The following is a 21089-nucleotide window of genomic DNA, read 5'->3' on the forward strand; positions in this document are numbered from 1 at the left end:
GCCGGCGAGTTCCTGGACGGGCAGGTTGTCGCCGGGCTTGTACGGATAGGCGACGATCGCGAAGTCGCCGGCCGCCGCGGCCTCCGCCGGCCACCCGGCCCGGGCTTGCGGGCCCAGTTCCTCGACCAGTCCTTTGAGGGTCTCGGGTCCTCGTGAGTTGGCAATTACGACGTTGTACCCGTTCGCTATCGCCGCCCGAGCGATCTGGCTGCCGACCTCGCCGGCCCGATGATCCCGATGGTGGTCATCGGGGCTGAGCCGGTTGTTGCGTCTCCCGGGCCTGTGTTTCGCGGCCTTGTGTTTCGCGGCCTTGTGTTTCGCGGGCTACGGGTAGGCCGGCCGAGGCGAGGAGAGCCAGTTTCTCGGCGTCGCTGGACCCGGCGTCGGCGTGGTAAACGACGAGCATCAGGCCGTCCGCGCCACCGATGCTCAGCCGCTCCCGGTTGAGCACCAGCTCCCCGACCTGCGGGTGATCGAGCCGAATCGGTGTCCCGGTCTGCCCGCGTACCTCATGGCGACCCCACAGCCGCCGGAATCGGTCGCTGGCCAGCGAAAGCTCCCCGGTGAGCTCGATGAACCGCGGATCGTCGATGTCGGTACCCACCGCCTGCCGCAGGCTAGCGATGTAGCACTCGGTGATGTTCTCCCAATCCGGGTGAAGCGCTTGCTGAGCCGGATTCAGGAACAGATCGCGAAGCTGATTCCCGCCCTCACCAAAGCCGGACGAGAGGGCTTGGGCAAGGCTGTTAGAGGCCAGAATGTCGAAGTAACGCCCCTCGATGAAGGCGGGCTGCGCGAGCGAGTGCAGAAGCTTGAGCGCCCCGGCCGGCACAACCTCCTTGCGCGGCCGACGCCGCCGCTTCCGCGGAGTGGCCGCGGCCAGCGCGAGCAGGTAGGCGAGGTGTTCATCGTCAAGCTGCAGCACCCGCGCGATGGACTCGAGCACCTGCACGGACGGGTTGCGATCACGCCCCCGCTCCAACCGAAGGTAGTAGTCGGCGCTGAGCCCAGCGAGCATCGCCACTTCCTCCCGCCGCAGCCCAGGCACGCGCCGTACGCCAACGTCCGGGATGCCAACCTGCTGCGGTGTAACCAGCGCCCGGCGGGCGCTAAGAAACTCACCGAGTTCGTTAGATTTCTCGCTCACAAATCCACGCTATCCCCAGGCCAGCCGAGGAGAGGGGGTCCTGCTGGACCCCCGGCTCCAGAGGGCTCTGGGGCGCCATCAAGGCCATGCTTAGCGTCAAATCTCGTGACCACTACAACCACACCAGCCAAGGCACCGACAGCTTCCTGGCCCGCGGTCGTCTCCCTGAGCTTGGGCATCTTCGCCATAGTCATGTCGGAGTTCCTACCCGCCAGCCTGCTCCCAAGAATCGCCGACGACCTGGAGGTATCGGCCGGCGTAGCAGGCCAGGCCGTCAGCGTGACCGCCTTCGCGGCCGCTCTATCGGCCCTGCTCATCTCGGTGGTCCTGCCCCGAGCCGACCGACGGCGAGTGAAGATCGGCCTAACCCTGCTAGCGATCATCTCCAACCTGATCGTCGCCCTGGCCCCGAACCTCTACGTGCTCCTGGCCGCGCGGCTCCTGCTCGGGGTAGCGCTGGGCGGTTTCTGGGCGATGGCAACGGCGATGGCCGCACATTTGGTGCCCGCTCATCATCTAGGCCGAGCACTGACCGTGATCAACTCCGGCGTAGCGGTAGCCACGGTCGCGGCCGTCCCTCTGGGCGCCTGGCTGGGCGATGTCTGGGGTTGGCGCCCGGTGTTCTTGCTCGGCGCCGGGGTTGCGCTGCTCGCCTTGATCGCGCAGGCGACGACCCTGCCAAGCGTCACGCCCACCGGCGCAAGCGGCCTACGGGCGCTGGGTTCGGTGCTCCGCTCCGGGGTGGTCCTGGCCGGCTTGTTCGCGATCTTGTTGGTCTTCAGCGGCCACTTCAGCGGTTTCACCTACATCCGCCCGGCCGCCGAGAGCATGTCGGGGATCGACGCAGGCGGCTTCGCCGCCCTGCTCCTGGTATTCGGCGTAGCGAACTTCCTCGGCACGGCCTTGGCCGGCCCTTTGGCAGACCGCTCACCGCGTACGGGTGTCTTCCTGTTCCCCGCAGTGCTGGGCGTCGGAATGCTAGCCATGCACATCACCGGCGGTTCGATCGTCGGCCTGTTCACCGCCACCGCGGTATGGGGCTTCGGCTTCGGCGGAGTGCCGACGACAGTGCTGAGCTGGGGCGCCAGAGCCGAGCCAACCCGGCTGGAGCAGATAGGCGGCGCCATCGTGACGGTTTGCAACATCGCAATAGCCATCGGCGCGATCACAGGCGGCGTCCTGGTCGACGAGGTCGCAGCCAACGTGCCGCTACTGGTCGGAGGCATAGCCGCGATCACCGGCGCCGCACTGCTCACGAGCCTGCGCCAACGTGTTTGATGGTTTCTCGCGTCGGTGTCGGCTTCCCGCGGCTCTAGGGGCGGGACGATCGTGGCCCCGATCACCCGTTACAGCTGACGGACAAGCCGACGCCGGACATCCTGAGTTCCTTGACCAAGAGATGGGTCTGTTCGTAGCAGACGGCCAGGTCTCGGCGCGTCTGAGGATAGTCACTCGACGAGTTACCTCCTTTGCTCCGGGCTTCCGTCTCGACCACGGGTAGGCATCCTGCTCGAAGGCCTACCGCGCTACCTGGCGACCCAAGTGCCAACTGAGGTTGCCTAGTGCCAACCATCGTTGGGTAGTCAAGGGGTGGTTATTGGTGGTCTACTCGTGGTGCCAACTGAGGAGATATGGTGCCGCCGCGCTACCGATACGAAGAAATCGCCATAGATCTGCAGAAGCGGATCGATGGTGGAGAGTTTCCACCTGGCGCTCGCCTGCCGAGTCGACGTGAGTTGATCGAGCAGTACGAGGTCACCGAGCCAGTCATCGACCGCGCGATGTTGATCCTCCGGGTCAAGGGAATCACCGAGACCCTCTCCGGCGTAGGCGTCTACGTCCGCGAGGCAGCCGAAGAGGAGTAGCGCTCGGCTGCCGGCGGTCCCAGTCGATCAGCCTTGCGCCGAGCGATTCCATCGAAAACGCGCTGAGGAGCAGACGATGACACCCCGTCACATGCGCTGGGAGAGTGCTGGCGCTGACGAACACGCCGCCGCGTACGAAGAAGCCTGCGCGACGCTGCTGCTCGGCCAAATGGTCCACGACCGGCGCACCGAACTCGGACTGACTCAGGCCGAACTCGCAGAGGGCGCCTGCATGACGCAGCCGCAACTCTCCCGCCTGGAATCCGGCGGAGCTACCCCTACAGTGCCGCTGGCCCGCCTAGCGGTGGCACTGGATGCAGACCTCGAGATCGCGTTCCGCCCACACACCTCGGCCGTCGCCTGACCGAGGTCCGGGCTAGTCCGGACTGAGATCGAGCGAGGCTCATCGATAGGAGGCCGAAGCCCTCGCCGCCCTGCGATCGCGCAGGCAGGCGGGGGCTTTTGCTGTTCAGGGTTGTGCGGAGGGCGTGGGATTCGAACCCACGATGAGTTTCCCCATACCGGTTTTCAAGACCGGCGCCATCGGCCACTAGGCGAGCCCTCCCGGTGCTGCGCTCCCAGTTTGCCAGATCGGGTCACGGGGTCTGGCAGGACCTCTTAACCGAAACTTGTATTAAGAGTCTTAACAGGCATCTGAGCTGGGAAAACACTACCTAAAGCGGCTCACTTGCCGGTTGACAAGGCATCGACCCAGGTGTTTATTGTTCACCGACCTTACCAATCCCGGCCACGGCCCCCACCACGGCAAGGGAGTCCCCAACATGTCCATCCCCCATCCCCGAAGAAGGACGCTGATCGTTGCCGCGTCCGCGACGGTTCTCGCGGCGGCCATTGTGGTCTCGGCGCCGCAGGCCTTCGCGGCCGGTGAGACGGTCAACGTCTTCCTGACCACTACCAGTGACAGCGGTGGCCGCACCGTCACCCGTGGGCTGCAGCAACAGACCCCCATTCTGTTCGCCGGCAGCAGCGGCAGTGCCAACCAGACCATCACCGTCAACGAGAACACCACCTACCAGCCGTTCGAGGGCGCCGGCGCGTCGATGACCGACACCGCTGCCTTCGACCTCAAAACATTGCCCGCGGCCACCCAGAGCGACGTCCTGACCAAGCTGTTCAGCAACAGCGCGGGCATCGGCGTCAGCGCGCTGCGTAACGTCATCGGGTCGTCCGACCTGGCGCAGAACAGCTACTCGTACGACACCACCTGCTGCGACGTGAACGACTTCTCGCTGTCGCGGGACGCCGACATCCTGGCGTTGACCAAGCAGGCGTACGCCCTGAATCCGAACATGTTCGTCATGGGGTCGCCCTGGTCGGCGCCGACGTGGATGAAGGACAACAACGCGTACAGCCAGGGTTATCTGCAGTCGCAGTACTACGCGGCCTACGCGCAGTATTTCGTGAAGTACATCCAGGGGTATCAGGCCCAGGGCGTGCCGATCCGGTATGTGACCGAGCAGAACGAGCCCGGTTGCTGCGCCGGCTACCCGTCGATGCAGTGGACCACCTCCGGCCTGCAGTACTTCGCCAAGACGAACCTGTTGCCGGCGCTGCAGAGTGCGGGACTGAGCACGAAGCTGCTGGTCGGTGACTGGAACTTCGACACGTACGACACGTGGGTGGCACCGCTGCTCGCCGACACCGCGATCCGTAACCACCCCAACTTCGGTGGGATCGCCTGGCACGACTACGCGGGGTCACCGTCGACGGCGACCACAGTGCACAACCAGTACCCGTCGGTCAACGCGTACATGACCGAGCACTCGGGTGGCACCTGGGTCGGCAACCAGCAGGCCGACGACATGGGTGACCTGATCGACTACTTCCGCAACTGGGGTCGTAGCTGGACCAAGTGGTCGCTCGCCGTCGACGAGGCGATGGGGCCGCACAACGGCGGTTGCGGTACGTGCACCGGCCTGGTGACCGTGCACCGCAACGACAGCCGTCGCGGTCAGGTCGACTACACCGTCGAGTACTACACGATGGGTCACCTCACCAAGTTCGTGAAGCCGGGCGCGGTGCGGATCGATTCAAGTGCCAACTCGACCGTCCCCAACGTCGCCTTCAAGAACAGCGACGGGTCGAAGGCGCTGATCGCCTACAACACCAGCGGCAGCACCCAGACCGTCAAGGTCAACTGGGGCGGGCAGTCGTTCACGTACTCGCTGCCCACCAAGACGTCGGCCACCTTCACGTGGAGCGGGACGACCTCGGGGAGCACTGACAAAACCGGTGCGATCACCGGGCTCGGCGGCAAGTGCCTCGACGTCACCGGCGGCTCGACCACCAACGGAAACCAGCCCCAGCTCTGGGATTGCGTTGCCGGCAGCGCCAACCAGCAGTGGACGCTCGGCGCCGACGGCACCGTCAAGGGCCTCGGCAAATGTCTCGACGTGGCCAACAACTCCACTGCGGACGGTGCCGCCGTGCACCAGTGGGACTGCATTTCCACCGTCGCCACCCAGAAATGGACCGCTTCCGGCGGCACCCTGATCAACTCCGCGTCGGGCAAGTGCCTCGACGTCAAGGACAACAACTCCGCCAACGGGGCCAAACTGCAGATCTGGAGCTGCACCGGCGCCGCCAATCAGAAATGGCAGGTTCCGGCATGAAGCGACTCCTCATCACGATCGCCGGCGCGGCAGTCGTCGCGACCATGGGCATCGTCGGCATCACCACCGCCTCGGCGGCCTCCGCCGGGACCCTGGTCAGCTCGCTGAACAGTAAGTGTCTCGATGTCACCGGCGGTTCCACCACCAACGGCAACCAGCCGCAGCTGTGGGATTGCGTTGCGGGCAGCGCCAACCAGCAGTGGACGTTCGCCGACAACGGTTCGGTGCAGGGCCTGGGCAAGTGTCTGGACGTGGCCAACAACGCGACCACCGACGGCGGGGTCGTGCACCTCTGGGACTGCTACGACACGGTGGCCTCGCAGAAGTGGACGCTCTCCAACGGCACGCTGATCAACTCGGCGTCGGGCAAGTGCCTCGACATCAAGGACAAAAACACCGCCAACGGCGCAAAACTTCAAATCTGGACCTGCACGGGTACGTCCAATCAGAAGTGGACCTTCGGCGGGACCACGACACCCACCACGCCGCCGACCAGTCCGACCACCACCCCGCCGTCCACCGGCGGCCCGGGCATCAAGGCGGTCGCGCCGTACTACTACACCGGCTGGGGCAACCCGCCGAACCTGACCACGGTCACCCAGACCACCGGGGTCAAGTGGTACACCATGGCGTTCATGCTGAACAGCGGCAACTGCGACCCCAAGTGGGACGGCAGCCGGGCGCTGACCGGCGGTGCCGACCAGACCGCGATCAACACGATCCGGGCCAACGGCGGTGACGTCGTCATCTCGTTCGGCGGCGCGGCCGGGCCGTGGCTGGAGCACACCTGCACGAGTGCGGCGGCGCTGGCCGCGGCGTACCAGAAGGTCATCAACGCGTACGGGCTCAAGGCCATCGACATCGACATCGAGGGCACCCCGTACAACACGGCGGCCGACCAGCAGAAGACGGTCGACGCGCTGAAGACCATCAAGGCCAACAACCCCGGCATCACCACCTACATCACGCTGGGCAGCTACACGACCGGGCCGGACGCCTCGCTGATCAACCGGGCGGCCGCGGCCGGCCTGGTGGTCGACGGCTGGGGCATCATGACCTTCGACTGGGGCAGCACCGGCAACAACCAGGGTGCGCTGACCATCCAGGCCGCCGACGGCCTCAAGAACAGGCTCAAGACGGCGTACGGGTGGTCGGACGCGGAAGCCTACAAGCACGTCGGCATCTCCTCGATGAACGGCATCACCGACGAGAACGCGGTGGTCACCCTCGCGGACATGCAGACCATCACGGCGTACGCGCAACAGCACACCATCGCTCGCCTGACGTTCTGGTCGCTGAACCGGGACCGGCAGTGCTCGGGCGGATACCCGAATGACGACACGTGCAGTGGCGTGTCCCAGTCGGCGTACCAGTTCACGAAGATCATCGGCGCCTACAAGGGCTGATCTTCCCTGATCAGGAGGCTCGCGAGCAGCGGTGGGCGCTGCTCGCGAGCCTTCCTCACCATCCGCCGCCCCGCCGCCGCCCTTGACCGGACTGAAGACTCGTCTTTTTGTCACACCCCTCGGGCAAGCTAAAGCCATGCACGCGATCGTGATCGAAGACAAGCAGCTGGTCCTGCGCGAGGTGCCCGACCCGGTGGCCGGCGACGGCGAGGTGGTCGTCGACGTCACCGCGGCCGGCGTCAACCGGGCCGACGTCTCTCAGCGGCAGGGTTTCTACCCGCCCCCGCCCGGCGCCTCGGCCTATCCGGGCCTCGAGTGCGCCGGCGTGATCAGCGCGGTCGGCCCGGGCGTCACCGGCCGGCACGTGGGCGAGCGGGTGTCCGCCCTGCTGGCCGGCGGCGGCTATGCGGAAAAGGTGGCGATCCCGGCCGGGCAGCTGTTGCCGGTGCCGACCGGCCTGTCCCTGCAGGAGTCGGCCGCGCTGCCCGAGGTCGCCTGCACGGTGTGGTCCAACGTCGTCGACCTGAGCCGCCTGCGCAAGGGTGAGACGCTGCTGGTGCATGGTGGTGGCAGTGGCATCGGCACGTTCGCGGTGCAGCTGGGCAAGGCGCTCGGCGCGACGGTGATCACCACCGCCCGGGCCGGCAAGCACGACAAGCTGCGCGCGCTGGGCGCCGACCTGGTCGTCGACTACACCACCGATGACTTCGTCGAGGCCACAAAGGACTTCACCGATGGCGCCGGCGCCGACGTGGTGCTCGACATCGTCGGCGCGAAGTATCTGAGCCGCAACATCGAGGTCCTCGCGCCGAACGGCCGGATCAGCGTGATCGGCTTCCAGGGCGGCCGCACGGCCGAACTCGACCTGACCCGGTTGATGGCCAAGCGCGGCTCGATCTCGTCGACGTCGCTGCGCGCCCGCCCGATCGGCGACAAAGCCCGCATCGTGGCCGGCGTGCAGCGTGAGGTGTGGCCGCTGGTCGAGGCCGGCGCGATCAAACCGATCATCGACACCACGCGACCGCTGTCCGCGGCGGCCGAGGCCCACGACCTGATGGAGTCGAGCGACCACCTCGGCAAGATCCTGCTGCTGCCGTAGCGAAACCTAGCACTCCCGAGGGCAGTGGTAGGTCGTTTAGGCGGGGATACGTGCGTTGTCCGGCGAGTCGCCCGCCTGCCCGCGACGAGCCGGGGTTCGAGTCATGCATCCGACACGCCCGACAGCGGGGCGAATTAGGAAATCGAAGCGTGACTATCGACAGCTTAAAAACGATTCTTTTCCTCGATTGGGCGAGGTTGATTGTGTGAATTCGCCCGCGAAGCATTCCGGTTGTGTGCTGGCATGGTCCACGGAAATGACGAGTTGTCCGGGTTCCCAATTGCCGCCCATCGTCGGTCGGTACGGGTGCGGCTTGACGTTATAAGCCGTACTCATGGGATTCGCGCGAGTGCCCCGGGCCGATTTCGGAGGCAACGCTGCACCGTCCGTCCGCGAGCCGGGCACTGACCGCTGGCGCCATTGCGCTGGCCGTGGTCACCCCGGCCCTAGAGCCCGTCGAGCAGGCTGTCGCCCTTCCGGCGACACCGGCGGCATACCCGGTCAGTGACGACCGGGTACGTCCCGAATCGGCCCTCCTCGACCCAGAGTCCGAATTCACCGCGCGGGCGGTGCTGGCCCAGCGTGCCTCGCGCGCGCCGATCCGGCGGGCGGCGATACGGCCGTACGCCGTCGCGATTCGTCCGTCGGGTGCCCGCCCGGCTGCCACGTCCGCCTCCCGCCGTCCCGCTCGTCCCGCTGCTCGTCCGGCCGCTCGCCCAGCGGCCCGCAGCGCGCGAGCATCCGCCGACAACCAGCAGGAAGTTCGCAAGACCACCCGCAGCCTGCGGGTACGCACCGAACGAACGACCCGGGCCAGGGCGGTGACCCGGTCGGTCACCCGGCACGCGGCGGCGCCACGGCAGCAGCGGGTGATGCGGCTGGGCAACATGACCGCCGTGGTCGCGTACGCCAAGTCGCAGGTCGGCCGGCGCTACGTCAGTGGCGGTGAGGGGGCGGCCGGATTCGACTGCTCCGGGCTCACCAAGCAGGCGTACGCCCGAGCCGGCATCGCCCTCCCGCATTCGTCCGGGGCTCAGGCCGCCCGGGCCCGGCGCATCTCCCGCAGCCAGGCCCGAGCCGGCGACTTGGTCGTCGGGCGAGGCCACGTGGGTATCTACATGGGCAACGGCATGATGATCGACGCGGGTAACCGCCGCACCGGAGTGGTCTTCCGCAAGCTCTATTCGGGGCTGAGCGTGGAGCGTCTATAGGCGGTTCGACAATTGGCCGCAGTTCCAATAACCGTTGCCCGATCTCGCCCAGCTCGCCGAGCTGGGCGAGATCGCCGCCGGGAAATGTCTATCGGCTCGAGAGCGTGAGGCGGACGGTCGTGCCGACGCCCGGCTCGCTGGAGAGGTGCACGCTGCCGTGATGTGCCTCGATGATTGATTTGACGATCGCCAGGCCCAGACCGGGGCCTTGCACCGCCATCAGATCGGCCGACGCGCAGCGGTAGAACCGGTCGAACACGTGCGGCAGATCCTCGCTGGAAATACCGACCCCGTTGTCCGTGATGGTCATTTCCGGCTCGCCGTCGGCCGAGGCGCCCACGATGATCTGGCCGCCCTCGCCGGTGAACTTGATGGCGTTCACGACCAGATGGTTGAGGGCCTGGGTGAGCCGTTTCGCGTCGCCCCGGGCCGGCACCGGTGCCTGGGTGCGGTCGCGCAGCTGGACGTTCTTGTGCTCGGCCAGCGCGCGGCATCCGGTGGTCACCTGGTGGGTGAGGTCGGCCAGGTCCAGCTCGGTGATGTCGAGCTCCATCGCCTCGTCGGTCAAGCGGGCCACCAGCAGCAGCTCGTCGATGAGCCGCAGCAGGCGGTCGGAGTTGCGGGCCATCACCGACAGGAACCGATGCGACGTCTCGCCGTCGAAGTCGCCCTCCAGCAGCATTTCCAGGTAGCCGCGAATGGTGGACAGCGGTGTGCGCAGCTCGTGACTCACGGTGGCCAGGAACGAGTCCTTCATCCGGTCCAGCTGCCGCATCCGGTCGGCGATCTCGCCGGCGTGCCGGGCGTAACGCCGCAGTTCCAGCTGCACCGCGGCGTGCCGGGCGAGACTGCGCAGGGCCCGCCGCTGGGCCTCGGTCAGCTCGCGCGGCTCCAGGTCGACCACGCAGACGGTGCCGACCGAATAGGTGCCGTCCAGCACGACCGGGGCACCGGCATAAAACCGCAAACCCTGCTGCACGTACGGGTTGTCAGCGAACCGGGCATCGGTGGTCGCGTCCGGCACTTCGAGCAGATCGTGCCCGTTGATGGCGTGCGAGCAGAAGGACAGGTCCCGTGGCACCTCGGCGATCTCCAGCCCGACCTTGGCCTTGAACCACTGCCGGTCGCTGTCGACCAGGCTGACCAGCCCCATCGGGGTGCCGCAGATCTCCGAGGCGAGCAGCGCGATGTCGTCGAAGTCCTCTTCCGGAGCCGTGTCCAGAACCCCGGCGTCGTGGAGCGCCGCCAACCGGGCCGGCTCATCGACGGGCACTGGGGCTCTCACCCCCAAATAGTCTCATTCCGGGCGGTCCATCACGCTACGTTCCGGATACAGCAGTCGGCACCCGCCCCGTGGGCGAGTGCCGACTTGCTGGCCACCTCTGATCGCGCAGGCGACCGATCACAACCAGGCGCGGGGATCTCTGCCACACGCACCCGATCTGATGTCGAACAGAAGCATCACCCGGTGCCCTCTTTCCGTCCCGCACCAACTGTGCGTTTCCCCTCTTCGGGTGACGGTGGGCGGCAACGGGGTCGCAAGCCACGCGTCATCTCGGGCGGTTAGGCTCACTTCGAGTGGGAATGAAAAGAAGGTTTTCACCATCTCGCCGGAGGACATCGCCATGAGTCTCGACCGCGCCGTAGCCCCGGATCCGTACGACATCCTGCCCCCGGTCCCGTCCTTCACGGTGACCAGCACGGACGTCACGGATGGGCAGCCGCTCGACGATTTGTTCGTACACACCAGCGTGGGCGGCAAGAACCTGTCACCCCAGCTCGCCTGGTCGGGTTTCCCCGCCGAGACCCGCGGTTTCGTGGTGACCTGCTTCGACCCGGACGCGCCGACCGGAAGCGGTTTCTGGCACTGGGTGCTGGTCAACCTCCCGGCGAGCGTCACCGAGCTGGAGCGCGGCATCGAGCAGCTGCCGGAGGGCGCGTTCTGCGTCCGCAGCGACTACGGCGACAACAATTACGGCGGGGCCGCGCCGCCGCCCGGTGACCGCCCTCATCGGTACGTGTTCGCGGTGCACGCGATCGACGTGGACGCGCTCGAGGTCGGGCCGGCCGCCTCCCCGGCGTACGTCGGCTTCAACCTGGCCTTCCACACCCTGGCCCGGGCCACCATCCGGCCGACCTTCCAGGTCCGCGGCTGATTCTGTGCAGCAAAAAGCCGCCGGGCTTGCCCGGCGGCTTTTCTGTGTCCCGTGCTGTACGTCAGGCTGGGGTGCGCGCCACCACGAAGACCGACTGGCCGAACGGCGGCTTCATGATCGACTCGGCGGCCTTGGTCACCGGCAGCACGACCGAGTCGTACACCTTGACCATCGGGCCTTCCTTGGGCGCCAGCTTGAAGATGCTGGTCGCGCCGTAGTAGCCGATCAGGCCGAGCGCGTTGGCGTAGTGCAGCTTCTCGATTTCGAGGCCGGCCTCGCTCATCGCGGCCTTCATCGACTTCTTGGTGTAGCGCCGGATGTGGCCGGTCGCGATGTCGACCTGGCTCATCGCGAACATGAACGCGGGCACGATCAGGATGATCCGGCCGCCGGGGCGGACCAGCTCGGCCATGCTGCGCAGCGCGCCGACATGGTCCTCGATGTGCTCCAGCACGTTGTACGACACCGCGGCGCTGTACTCACCCGCGGCGTCGGCGGCCGGCAGGAGCATCTGCCGTACGTCGATGTTCGGGTAGTCGGCCATGCGCTCCTTGAGCAGCACGAGCCGGTCCGGGTCGGCTTCGGTCGCCGTGAACCGCGGAAGGTGCTCAGCCCACTCGATCGCGTAGTCGCCGAGACCGCTGCCGATCTCGATCGGGTTGTCGCCGAGATAGGGGAGAGCGAGCTCGACGAACCACCGACGGTGGTTCACGGCCGTGGCGAGGCCCTCGAGCACTTCGGACTGGATCCGCTGGTCTCCAGTGATGTCTGCCATAAGTAGAGTTCCCTCGTCTTGCCGATCGAAGCTGACAGCGGGACCGAACGAGTTAACCATCCGGCGCGCCGAACCGAAAGTTGAGGCGCCTCCGGCCACCCATTATTTGCCTGATTGAGACATAGCCAGGCTGGGTACTGTGCTTCGTTGCACTCCATGCCTTGCTGGCTGCGGATACCCGGAATACACCGTTCATATCGGCTCGATCACGCCTCGGCCGCTCGACACAACACTGTTACCAACCTCGGTTAGGCTCGCCGATGCTATGACGATTACGGGTATTGACTCGACAGGCCAGTCGGCCGGCGGGAACGTTCTGCCGCCGCGTCAAGTGACCGACACCGAGGACTTGGACGCGGAGCTACGTGCCCTCGACACGGGCGTCGAGACGGCTGCGCCGGTCTCCGTCCTTCCCGAGGTCGAAGCCGCCCCTGAGCTGGAACGGGAGGCGGCCAGACCCCGCCGCCGACCCCGCTGGCTCAACTGGCGGGACGTTCTTGCGATAGCGACATTCATCGCTGTAGCCCTCTACCTGACATCGCCGTTGTGGCTCAATCTTGATCATGAGTCGCTCGACGATCCACAGGATCAGGCATTCTTTGAGTGGATGTTGGCGCACGGCGCACGGGTGTTCACCGACGGCGTCTATCCGTTCTTCTCCGATCGCATGAATTACCCCGATGGGGTGAACATGATGGCCAACACCTCGGTGTTGGCCGTTTCCTTGCCCTTGGCGCCGGTGACTCTGCTGTTCGGCCCGCACGTGACTTACAACGTATTTTTGACGTTGGCTTTGGCGTTCACCGGCATCTCGTGGTATTTCGTTCTTTCCCGCCAGTTCGTCAGTTCTCGGCTGGCCGCCTGGGTGGGTGCGCTGTTCTGCACGTTCGCGCCCAGCATGGTGTCGCACGCCGGCGGTCATCCGAACATCGTCTCGCAATTCCTGGTCCCGCTGATCATTTGGCGGACGCTGCGGTTGCGCGACGGACGGGCTCTGCGAAACGGGCTGATCCTGTCCGGACTGCTGATCTGGCAGGCCTTCATCAACCTCGAGATCCTCTTCATGACCGCGGTCGGCCTGGGCTTCTTCTGCGCGGTCATGGCGGTGGTCCGACGCAAGCGGCACCCCGGTGAGGTGCGCGGATTCGTCCGCGGCCTGCTCGTGGCCGGGTCGGTCACGCTGGCCGTGCTGGCCTATCCGCTGTCGGTTCAGTTCTTCGGACCGCAGAGCTATCACGGCCTGCCGCAGTTCGTCCGGAACTTCGGAGCTGATCTCGGTTCGTTCACCGCGTATTCCAGCCGATCGCTCGCCGGTAACTCGGTCCTGGCCGAGCGGCTCTCCCAGAATGCGCAGGAAGAGAACGCATTCTTCGGCTGGGGACTGGTCATTCTGTTCTTCGGCTTGCTCGTCTGGATGCGACGCTCCGCGGCCGTCTTGATGCTCGGCGCGGTGGCACTTCTCTTCGGGGCGATGTCACTCGGTCCGCGAATTTTCCTCAACGGGATCAACACTGGCGTTCCGGGCATCTGGGCAGTTCTGCACAGCGTTCCGGTGCTCAACTCGGCCGTTCCGACCCGCTGGGCCATGGCTATCGCCCCGGTGGTCGGCATCCTGATCGCCCTCGGCGTGCAGCGCGCCACCGAGCTGATCAGGACGCAGCCGTCCGCCCGCGGCCCGGTTCGAGTGGCGATGATCACGGCGGTCGCGATGGCGCTGGTGCCGCTCGCGCCGACTCCGCTGGCCACCAAGAAGATGGCGCCCACGCCCGAGTTCGTCACCTCCGGCGCCTGGAAGCAGTACGTCGACGACAACCACACCGTGGTGACCCTGCCGCTGCCCGACTCGAGCTACCCCGACCCGCTGCGGTGGAGCGCGCTCACCGGACAGGACATGCGCATCGCCAGCGCGTACGCGTTGTTGCCCAACCAGAACCCGCTGAACCCGAGCGACCGCACCGCGATCTTCTCGCCGCCGTGGCGGCCGACAAGCGGCCTGATCGCGTCGATCCGGCAGGGCAACCCGATCCCCGAGATCACCGACACCCGTCGCGAGATGACCCTCGCCGACCTGCGGTACTGGAAGGCCGGCGTGGTCATGCTGACCCCGCAGGTGCGCGACGTCGAGATGCTGCGCGCGATGATCGACCTGCTGGGCTTCGAGCCCACCTGGACCGGCGGCGCCTGGATCTGGGACGTCCGCCACCTGGTCGACGACCCGAACGCGGTTCTCACCGGCCCCGACATCAGCTGAGCGGGGCGGTCGCCTGACCGCCCCCTCCCGGTTCTCCGGCGCCCCGATCGTGACCGTCCAGATGCTGGTGTTGTTCCTCCAGCATCTGCGCCGACGGGGCGCCTATCGGAACGTCAGGACCCCGATGATCGTGAGGAAACCGGCCAGCGCCACCACCAGCGCGACCTGAAGCAGCCGATGCTTGATCCAAGTCGTCCGGGCCATGGCCACCAATTGCCGGGACACCTGCGCGAATTGGTCCTCGAGAGTTAGATGCGCGAGCTGATGGGCCAATTCGCCCGCTTGCCGGCGGCGGAGATCGCCGAAGTAGATCGTTCCCCGATTCTTTCGCATCGTTCGGCTGCCGCCGAGGAGCGGAAAGACGACCGCGGTGGTCAGCAGGCCGGCCAGTACGCATAGCAGTAAAGCGCCGGTCAACGCGCCGGATCGCCAGCCTTCCAAATTCGCGAGAATGTTTCCGTTCTGACTTCGGGCAGTCAGTAGCGCACTCAGCGCGACTCCGTCCACCGCCAGAAAAATAGAAGCCTTGGCGTCAATCCTGGCCACCCAGCCCTCCTGGGCGGCGTGTGCCCGCCACGCGCCTTCCAGGTTGATTTTGCCCTGCTCCAGCCCCGTCTGTCGGCGTTCGTCCGCCGCCCTGGTCGTCCTCGGTGCGGGCATGGGCCGGGTCGCAGCAGATTGTCGTCGACTCATATTCGTAGAGTTATCACCCGCCCGCCACCCCGTTCAATAGCGTTTATCGCGTTGATCTTTTCATCGGCCCCGGCGTTTGCACCCGTGTTGCACTGTGATTGTGCGGGTGGGCCGCAAGTGGCCTGGACTGCGGATCTGTGACACGGCATTCCGCCTTTTGCGGTGATCGAAATACTGATCTTGTAGTTGGCTGTCATGATCTGCGCCGAAATGATGAAACGGGAGAACGAGATGACAAGACGCGCCGTTGGGCGCCACCCATTGCTGTCCGCCGACGCTCGCGGTTACAGCGAGGGAAACGGTAGGCGCCAACTGGCCTATCAGCAGGGTCTTGTCGACTTGATGGCGTCGAGCGCGAAGTCGGCGGGCCTGCGGCGCCAGGACTGGGACTGCCAGAAGGCGGGCGACGGGGAGTTGGCGATCCTGCCGCCCGACGAGCCGGAGAACGTCCTGATCGACGACTTCTGCCGAATCCTGGCCGAGAACATCGCCGACTACAACGAGGACCGCGTCGCCGGTGCCCGGCTGCGACTGCGACTCGCCATCCACAACGGCGTGGTCGAGCCGGGTGCGAACGGCTACGCCGGTGCCGGGGTCGTCGTGGTGAGCCGCCTGGTCAACGCGGACGCGGCGCGAGCCGTTCAGGACGCGCTGCCGGAGGCCGGCCTGGTAGTGATCCTCTCGAACCGGGTCTTCCTCGACACCGTTGCGTCCGGGCACACCGCTATCCGGGCACACCGCTTCCGCAAGGTTGCCGTCCAGGTCAAGGAATACCGCGATGAGGCCTGGCTGCATGCTCCCGGCTTCGACCTGCGCGACGTGGACCTGACCGGTGGCCCCGTTCCCGGCGCCCAGCCTGCCCCGGACCCGCCGCCGGGGAATGAATCGGCCGGGCCGGCCCGGCCGAGCATGACCAACAACTTCCACGGTGAGGTTACGGCCGGGGTGATCGGGATCCAGGAGAACCACTATGGCTGAGTCCGAAGTGGAGGACGTCCCCGCTGAACCGGAGGGCGACGAGGCCTCGACCAGGCGGCCGCCCGACGAGGACAAGGACGACGGTCCGGGTCGGTCCGACCGAAGCACCAAGAAGATCGCGGAGGTCGTCAACAACTTCACCGGCATGGTCATGGCCGGGACGATCGGGATGGGGGACGGCCGGGGCGGCCGGACCGCCGCGCCTCGGGTGCTCACCGGCCGGCTCGACGATGACGAGGTGAAGGCGGAGACCGAGTTCTACTCCAGGCCGGTGACGTTCGACGAGGCGCTCGGGCGGTTGATCAGCGACCACGTCGTGCTGCTGTGCGGACCGACCGGCGTCGGGAAGCGAACCGGCGGGATCAACTTGCTCCGCGAGGTCACCACCGACCGCCTGGTGGTCATCTCGGCCGGCGACCTCAAGGAGCTGTCCCGGACCGACTATCGCCCGGGCCAGGGTTACCTGGTCGTCAACCGGGTCGACGACAGCCGGGTCGACGACGTCGACTTCGCGTGGCGGCGGGTGCGCGACCGGGTGCGCCGTTGTCGCGCCTACCTGGTGATCACCACCGTCGCGGCGATCGATCCACACGTCGAGCTGGTCGGGCAGATCGCCTGGAACCGGCCGGACATGCGGACCCTGGCCGGCTCGTACCTGGTGGACCAGGACATCGAGCCCGAGGCGATCGAACTCGTCGGCGACCGACTCCCGCCGGACTGCTCGATGGCCGATGTCGCCGCGGTCCTGCGATCGATCCGCGGTGGCGAGGAGCCGGAGGCGGCGATCGACAAGCTGTCCGAGCGATCGGCTCAGCGGGTTCGGGACTGGTTCGACAAGCACGAGAGTGACGCGCGGGCAATCGTCGACGTGGCCACCCTCGCCTTCCTCGGCGAGGTGATCTATCGCGAGTTTGAGTCGTTGCGCAAGGGCTTCGAGGCGGCGTTGCACCGGCACGAGGCGATCAAGCCACCACGCACCCGCAGCGGCCGTCCGAAAGGGGCCGAGCCGGGGGAACATGTGCTCGCCGGCCGCAACCGGCTGATCTGCGACGACGGCCTGATTGTCGAGCGTCAGGTGGCCGGCCCGACCAGCACCCGGCGCGTGCTCGGTTTTCGCAGCGACGGTTACCGGCGGCACGTCCTCGCCGAACTGAGCCGGCGCTGTCAGACGCCGTTCTGGAACGCGGTGGCGGACTGGCTGACCGAACTGGTGGTGAGCGACGCCGACTCGGAGATCGCGTTCGGACTCGCGGACCTGGCCGCCTGCGACTTCGACGAGGTCCAGATGACCTACCTGTCGCCCTGGTCGCGCGGCAAGATCGGCCCGACCGGGCAGGTCACCGCCGTCTTCGTGCTGTGGGCCATGTGCTTCCGGGACGACACCCAGCCGAGCGCCTTGAGGATCGCCAACTACTGGGCCAACCACGGGGATCCGGAGCAACGGTGGTCGGCGGCCATGGCGTACAGCGGAGTGCTCGGAGCAAGCGATCCGGCTCAGGCGATCCGGCAGCTCTGGCAGCTGATCGTGAGTGCGACGAAGGGCTTCGACCAGGCGTGCCGAGCCATGGCCGTGCTGTTCGACACGCTGCTGGAGACCGGCTTCTCGGGCAAGGTGCTCTCGACGCTCGATCAGCAGCTACATCGGGAGCCGACCCGTCCGGCCGACCGGAACGCGGTTCTCCGGGCCCGGCACGTGCTGGTCGAAGTGCTGATCATGCGGGAGAACCGTCCGCGGGTGCCCGCCACCTTCCTCTACCTGGAGAAGTACCCGCATCGGCTGGAGCTGGTGGCGAGGCTATGGGCGGAGGGCATTCGTTACCGGCCCGGCCGGCCTCTCGTCCTCGACGCTCTCTGGCACGGGCTCAACCGGCTGGGACACATCACTGACGAGCCCATCGAGTTCGCTTCCCGGCTGGGTGAGGCACTGGTAAAGGCGTTGCCGGCCGACGAGGTAACCCCCTTCTACCAGCATCTGCGGACCGTCGACGCGACCACTCGCACTCGCGCCAAGGGCCAGCGTTCGCCGGCCCTGGTGCTGCTTGACGTCATCGAACGGCACTACCGCCGCAAGGCGAGTTGAAAGAGGTTCCCATGCCCGGCTACCCCGTAGTCCGTACGGAATTCTTGAAGGACGCCCCCAGCCGCGGACTCCTCGGCCTGGGAAAGAAGCGGCGCGACGCCGATGAACTGCCGAAGGCCGGTGCCCATGAGGTCTGGGTGTACCGGGTGGAGGGCCGCTACGTCGTCAACCGCGGCGAGCTCGCCCGCGACGACGACAATGTGGTTCGCGCCGACTGCGTTTCCCTGGTCAACATCAGCCGGGGTATGCCGATCACCGTCGAGATGACCATCCCGTCGGCCGAGGCGAGCAACTTCATCATGCGCATCACCTTCTCCTGCACGGTGACCGATCCGGCGCTGGTGGTCCGCGAGAACGTGCAGGCCTCCGAGGCGATCCTGGCGTACCTCCAGCGGGACGGGAAGCTGGGGCACCTCGCCCTCGGCCTGCGGATGGCCCACCTCAACCAACTGCGCCGTGAGGCCACCGCGCGAATTCGCGCCTACACCGAGGTCAAACCACCCGATGTGCACGGTTTGGACCTGCGATTCCTGGGCGTGGAGGTGCTGACTCCGCCGGATCTCGAGCAGTTCGAGAAACGACGCCGCGAGGCCGAGGCCGAACACACCCTTCAGCGGCAGCGTGTCGGTTACCACCAGGACGACGAGTTGGACGCCGAGCGGCACACGCAGGGTCTGGAGGGCCGCCGGCGCGGTGGCAAGCATGCCGCCGACCGGGTCGACCAGGAGCACTCCCACCAGCAGGCGCGCAAGGAACAGCAGCATATCCAGCAGGTGCAGGCCGAGCAGCTGGCGTTCGCCCGCCGCGAGGTCGAGTACGCGTTCGAGTCGTTCGGCGGCGACCCCTTGAAGGCGCTGATCTTCGCGCAGGCCAAGGGTGAGATCGACGCCAAGGAACTGGCCGAACGCATGGTGGCCGACGAACGCGATCGCGTCGAGTACACCCGCCGGCAGGGGGACCTGGACCGCGATGACGACCGCATGCAGATCTCCTGGACGCACGACGAGCGGACCAAGGCACTGTCCTCCGACCGGGACGAGCAACGGGAGGCGTCGAACCACCGGCGGCTGATGGAGCTCGAGACCGTACGGGCTGAGCGCCAGGAGATACGGGACCGTCGCCAGGAAGATCGTGAGGACCGGCACAAGCAGCTGGACATGCAGCTGGACGTCCTGCGCGAGCTCGCCAAACGCGGACACCTGGACATGATCAACGTGCAGGTCGACAAGCTCGTCACGGACATCTACGGCGGGACACCGGCGGTAAGCAACCCGGACCGCGGGGCGCTGCCCGAGGCCGACCAGCCCGCACCGATCGAGGCCGAGAAGTCGGCGTCGTCCGAGACCGGCACGGACGACGGGGAGAACGACAACGACCCCGTCGAGATCGACATCGAATCCAAGGACGAGGACGATGACCCCGGGCGCTGACATCACGGCCGAACTGCCGAAACCACGCATCTCCCAGGACAACCGCACCCCGGCGGGGGAACCCGCGCCGACATCCGGGCGGGCCTCGGTCCGGCTCGGCGGAACGCTCTACAGCCGCCCGGTCGAGGCTGACCGTACGACCGTCTCCCTGCTTGCCCGGCGCCTCATCGGAGTTCGCGAGGAGGTCCTGTCCTGGGTGCCGGAGGAGCGCGCACGGTACACGAGACTCGGCCTGATCGTGTTGAACACCGGGATGATGGCCGCGATCTCCCTCTTCACGGCGCTGCTACGGGTGCTCGATGTCCCGTGGCTGGTAGTCATTCCGATCGCGCTGTTCTGGGCCCTGCTCGTCATCACGATCGACAGCTGGATGGTGGCCAGCACGCACGGTGCGCTCGGGTCCGGGCGCTGGCTCATGTTTCTGCCGCGACTGGCGATGGCTGTCCTTCTCGGTGCGGTCATCGCCGAACCTCTGGTGCTCTGGATCTTCCACCCGGCGATCGACACCAACGTCGCGCAGTACCGGGAAAAGCTGATCGAGAAGGAGACCGGGCTCTGGACGAAGTGCAACCCGACGGACGGCAGCGACACGACCGGCCGGCCCGAGTGTGCCGGCCATCAGCTCGGCAGCTCCGGGCCGGCGGCCACGCAGGCCACCCTGGTCGGACTCGAGCAGCAGCGCACCAAGCTCAACGGTGACTACGAGAAGGCGACCGCGCAGCGGGACGAGAAGCAGAGTTTCGCCGAGAAGGAGTGCGCCGGGGTCAAGGTGGGCGGGACCAGCGGTCAGGAGGGTTGGGGGCGGCGATGCCGGCAGGCGTGGCAGGTCGCGACCGCCTTCGAGCGACAGATCAACCTGCCGGGCATGAAGAAGAACATCGACGCCCTCGACCTCAAGATCAAGGAGCTCACCGGCACCCTGGGCACCGACCGGCAGAGCTATCAGCAGGTGGTCGAGAAGGGCATCGCGGACCAGGTGACCGAGTACAAGAAGACCTTCGGCCGGGTCGACATCATCGAGCAGGCGAATGGGCTGGAACGGTTGTCGCACGACAGTAACTTCGTCTGGGGAGCGCAGTGGCTGGTGCGAGCGCTACTGATCATGTTGGACAGCCTGCCGGTGCTGGCCAAGATCCTCGGCGGCTCGACCTTCTACGACAAGCTGGTCAACCGCCAGCTCCGCACGGGGCAGACCTTCCACGGGCTGAACCTCGACTGTTCCGAGCACTCCGTCCAAGCCTCTACGCAAGCCGCCATGGACGAGGTCGACGATCAGAGCCGGCGGGTCCGCGAGCATCACGATGAGGACGTGGACGCGGAGATCGACCGTCGAGCGCAGCGGTACGCCGCCGAGATGGCCTGATG

General features: G+C 66.7%; 17 protein-coding genes, 1 tRNA gene and 1 pseudogene. 13 read left to right on the forward strand and 6 right to left on the reverse strand.

What is annotated here, in order from left to right:
* Positions 1-33 precede the first annotated feature (33 nt).
* A pseudogene (locus Ate02nite_RS49900) lies at positions 34-204 on the reverse strand (NAD(P)-binding domain-containing protein); the annotation flags it as partial.
* Between the two features lie 40 nt (positions 205-244).
* Complete coding sequence (locus Ate02nite_RS38765) at positions 245-1147, reverse strand: helix-turn-helix domain-containing protein (protein ID WP_203812893.1); 903 nt, start codon at positions 1145-1147, stop codon at positions 245-247.
* A 105-nt stretch (positions 1148-1252) separates the two neighbouring features.
* Between Ate02nite_RS38765 and Ate02nite_RS38770 the strand changes: the two genes are divergently transcribed.
* The 3 genes from Ate02nite_RS38770 to Ate02nite_RS38780 all read left to right on the forward strand — a co-directional run bounded on the left by Ate02nite_RS38770 (position 1253) and on the right by Ate02nite_RS38780 (position 3376).
* The gene (locus tag Ate02nite_RS38770) at positions 1253-2425 is read left to right on the forward strand and encodes an MFS transporter (RefSeq protein WP_203812894.1); all 1173 of its coding nucleotides are present in this window, start codon (positions 1253-1255) and stop codon (positions 2423-2425) included.
* Positions 2426-2778: 353 nt separating this feature from the next.
* Complete coding sequence (locus Ate02nite_RS38775; protein WP_203812895.1) at positions 2779-3012, forward strand: GntR family transcriptional regulator; 234 nt, start codon at positions 2779-2781, stop codon at positions 3010-3012.
* Between the two features lie 76 nt (positions 3013-3088).
* Complete coding sequence (locus tag Ate02nite_RS38780; protein WP_203812896.1) at positions 3089-3376, forward strand: helix-turn-helix domain-containing protein; 288 nt, start codon at positions 3089-3091, stop codon at positions 3374-3376.
* A 116-nt stretch (positions 3377-3492) separates the two neighbouring features.
* Here Ate02nite_RS38780 and Ate02nite_RS38785 read toward each other — a convergent pair.
* A tRNA-Ser gene (locus Ate02nite_RS38785) sits at positions 3493-3577 on the reverse strand.
* 217 nt (positions 3578-3794) lie between these two features.
* Between Ate02nite_RS38785 and Ate02nite_RS38790 the strand changes: the two genes are divergently transcribed.
* The 4 genes from Ate02nite_RS38790 to Ate02nite_RS49220 all read left to right on the forward strand — a co-directional run bounded on the left by Ate02nite_RS38790 (position 3795) and on the right by Ate02nite_RS49220 (position 9361).
* A complete protein-coding gene (locus tag Ate02nite_RS38790; protein WP_203812897.1) occupies positions 3795-5645 on the forward strand; it encodes a ricin-type beta-trefoil lectin domain protein in 1851 nt (616 codons plus the stop codon).
* Positions 5642-7051, forward strand: a complete 1410-nt coding sequence (locus Ate02nite_RS38795; protein WP_239148021.1) for a ricin-type beta-trefoil lectin domain protein — start codon at positions 5642-5644, stop codon at positions 7049-7051. The genes Ate02nite_RS38790 and Ate02nite_RS38795 overlap by 4 nt, the downstream gene beginning before the upstream one ends.
* 136 nt (positions 7052-7187) lie before the next feature.
* Entirely contained in the window at positions 7188-8150 is a 963-nt protein-coding gene (locus Ate02nite_RS38800) for an NAD(P)H-quinone oxidoreductase (RefSeq protein WP_203812899.1), read from the forward strand.
* A 431-nt stretch (positions 8151-8581) separates the two neighbouring features.
* Positions 8582-9361, forward strand: a complete 780-nt coding sequence (locus tag Ate02nite_RS49220) for a C40 family peptidase (RefSeq protein ID WP_239148022.1) — start codon at positions 8582-8584, stop codon at positions 9359-9361.
* Positions 9362-9449: 88 nt separating this feature from the next.
* Here Ate02nite_RS49220 and Ate02nite_RS38810 read toward each other — a convergent pair whose 3' ends face one another.
* A complete protein-coding gene (locus Ate02nite_RS38810; protein ID WP_239148023.1) occupies positions 9450-10634 on the reverse strand; it encodes a GAF domain-containing sensor histidine kinase in 1185 nt (394 codons plus the stop codon).
* 352 nt (positions 10635-10986) lie between these two features.
* Here Ate02nite_RS38810 and Ate02nite_RS38815 point away from each other — a divergent pair, with 352 nt between their 5' ends.
* A complete protein-coding gene (locus tag Ate02nite_RS38815) occupies positions 10987-11517 on the forward strand; it encodes a YbhB/YbcL family Raf kinase inhibitor-like protein (protein ID WP_203812901.1) in 531 nt (176 codons plus the stop codon).
* A gap of 61 nt (positions 11518-11578) precedes the next feature.
* Here Ate02nite_RS38815 and Ate02nite_RS38820 read toward each other — a convergent pair whose 3' ends face one another.
* The gene (locus tag Ate02nite_RS38820; RefSeq protein WP_203812902.1) at positions 11579-12292 is read right to left on the reverse strand and encodes a class I SAM-dependent methyltransferase; all 714 of its coding nucleotides are present in this window, start codon (positions 12290-12292) and stop codon (positions 11579-11581) included.
* A gap of 265 nt (positions 12293-12557) precedes the next feature.
* Between Ate02nite_RS38820 and Ate02nite_RS38825 the strand changes: the two genes are divergently transcribed.
* On the forward strand, positions 12558-14543 hold the full coding sequence (locus tag Ate02nite_RS38825; protein ID WP_203812903.1) for a DUF6311 domain-containing protein: 1986 nt from the start codon (positions 12558-12560) through the stop codon (positions 14541-14543).
* 102 nt (positions 14544-14645) lie between these two features.
* Here Ate02nite_RS38825 and Ate02nite_RS38830 read toward each other — a convergent pair whose 3' ends face one another.
* The gene (locus Ate02nite_RS38830; protein WP_203812904.1) at positions 14646-15236 is read right to left on the reverse strand and encodes a Pycsar system effector family protein; all 591 of its coding nucleotides are present in this window, start codon (positions 15234-15236) and stop codon (positions 14646-14648) included.
* A 342-nt stretch (positions 15237-15578) separates the two neighbouring features.
* Between Ate02nite_RS38830 and Ate02nite_RS38835 the strand changes: the two genes are divergently transcribed.
* Genes Ate02nite_RS38835 through Ate02nite_RS38850 form a run of 4 tightly spaced genes read left to right on the forward strand, consistent with a single transcriptional unit; the run spans position 15579 to position 21087 of the window.
* Complete coding sequence (locus Ate02nite_RS38835; RefSeq protein WP_203812905.1) at positions 15579-16214, forward strand: hypothetical protein; 636 nt, start codon at positions 15579-15581, stop codon at positions 16212-16214.
* The gene (locus tag Ate02nite_RS38840) at positions 16207-18294 is read left to right on the forward strand and encodes a hypothetical protein (RefSeq protein ID WP_203812906.1); all 2088 of its coding nucleotides are present in this window, start codon (positions 16207-16209) and stop codon (positions 18292-18294) included. The genes Ate02nite_RS38835 and Ate02nite_RS38840 overlap by 8 nt, the downstream gene beginning before the upstream one ends.
* Positions 18295-18305: 11 nt before the next feature.
* Positions 18306-19724, forward strand: coding sequence for a hypothetical protein (locus Ate02nite_RS38845; protein WP_203812907.1), 1419 nt, complete (start codon positions 18306-18308; stop codon positions 19722-19724).
* Positions 19708-21087, forward strand: coding sequence for a DUF4407 domain-containing protein (locus Ate02nite_RS38850; protein WP_203812908.1), 1380 nt, complete (start codon positions 19708-19710; stop codon positions 21085-21087). The genes Ate02nite_RS38845 and Ate02nite_RS38850 overlap by 17 nt, the downstream gene beginning before the upstream one ends.
* Positions 21088-21089 lie beyond the last annotated feature (2 nt).

This window comes from Paractinoplanes tereljensis (assembly GCF_016862435.1).
Taxonomy (GTDB): domain Bacteria; phylum Actinomycetota; class Actinomycetes; order Mycobacteriales; family Micromonosporaceae; genus Actinoplanes; species Actinoplanes tereljensis.

What these genes read in the sequence shown, in the direction of transcription:
- Ate02nite_RS38775 (WP_203812895.1), top strand. Translation starts at nt 2,779, where the DNA reads ATGGTGCCGCCGCGCTACCGATACGAAGAAATCGCCATAGATCTGCAG.
- Ate02nite_RS38780 (WP_203812896.1), top strand. Translation starts at nt 3,089, where the DNA reads ATGACACCCCGTCACATGCGCTGGGAGAGTGCTGGCGCTGACGAACAC.
- Ate02nite_RS38790 (WP_203812897.1), top strand. Translation starts at nt 3,795, where the DNA reads ATGTCCATCCCCCATCCCCGAAGAAGGACGCTGATCGTTGCCGCGTCC.
- Ate02nite_RS38795 (WP_239148021.1), top strand. Translation starts at nt 5,642, where the DNA reads ATGAAGCGACTCCTCATCACGATCGCCGGCGCGGCAGTCGTCGCGACC.
- Ate02nite_RS38800 (WP_203812899.1), top strand. Translation starts at nt 7,188, where the DNA reads ATGCACGCGATCGTGATCGAAGACAAGCAGCTGGTCCTGCGCGAGGTG.
- Ate02nite_RS38815 (WP_203812901.1), top strand. Translation starts at nt 10,987, where the DNA reads ATGAGTCTCGACCGCGCCGTAGCCCCGGATCCGTACGACATCCTGCCC.
- Ate02nite_RS38820 (WP_203812902.1), bottom strand. Translation starts at nt 12,292, where the DNA reads ATGGCAGACATCACTGGAGACCAGCGGATCCAGTCCGAAGTGCTCGAG.
- Ate02nite_RS38825 (WP_203812903.1), top strand. Translation starts at nt 12,558, where the DNA reads ATGACGATTACGGGTATTGACTCGACAGGCCAGTCGGCCGGCGGGAAC.
- Ate02nite_RS38830 (WP_203812904.1), bottom strand. Translation starts at nt 15,236, where the DNA reads ATGAGTCGACGACAATCTGCTGCGACCCGGCCCATGCCCGCACCGAGG.
- Ate02nite_RS38835 (WP_203812905.1), top strand. Translation starts at nt 15,579, where the DNA reads ATGGCGTCGAGCGCGAAGTCGGCGGGCCTGCGGCGCCAGGACTGGGAC.
- Ate02nite_RS38840 (WP_203812906.1), top strand. Translation starts at nt 16,207, where the DNA reads ATGGCTGAGTCCGAAGTGGAGGACGTCCCCGCTGAACCGGAGGGCGAC.
- Ate02nite_RS38845 (WP_203812907.1), top strand. Translation starts at nt 18,306, where the DNA reads ATGCCCGGCTACCCCGTAGTCCGTACGGAATTCTTGAAGGACGCCCCC.
- Ate02nite_RS38850 (WP_203812908.1), top strand. Translation starts at nt 19,708, where the DNA reads ATGACCCCGGGCGCTGACATCACGGCCGAACTGCCGAAACCACGCATC.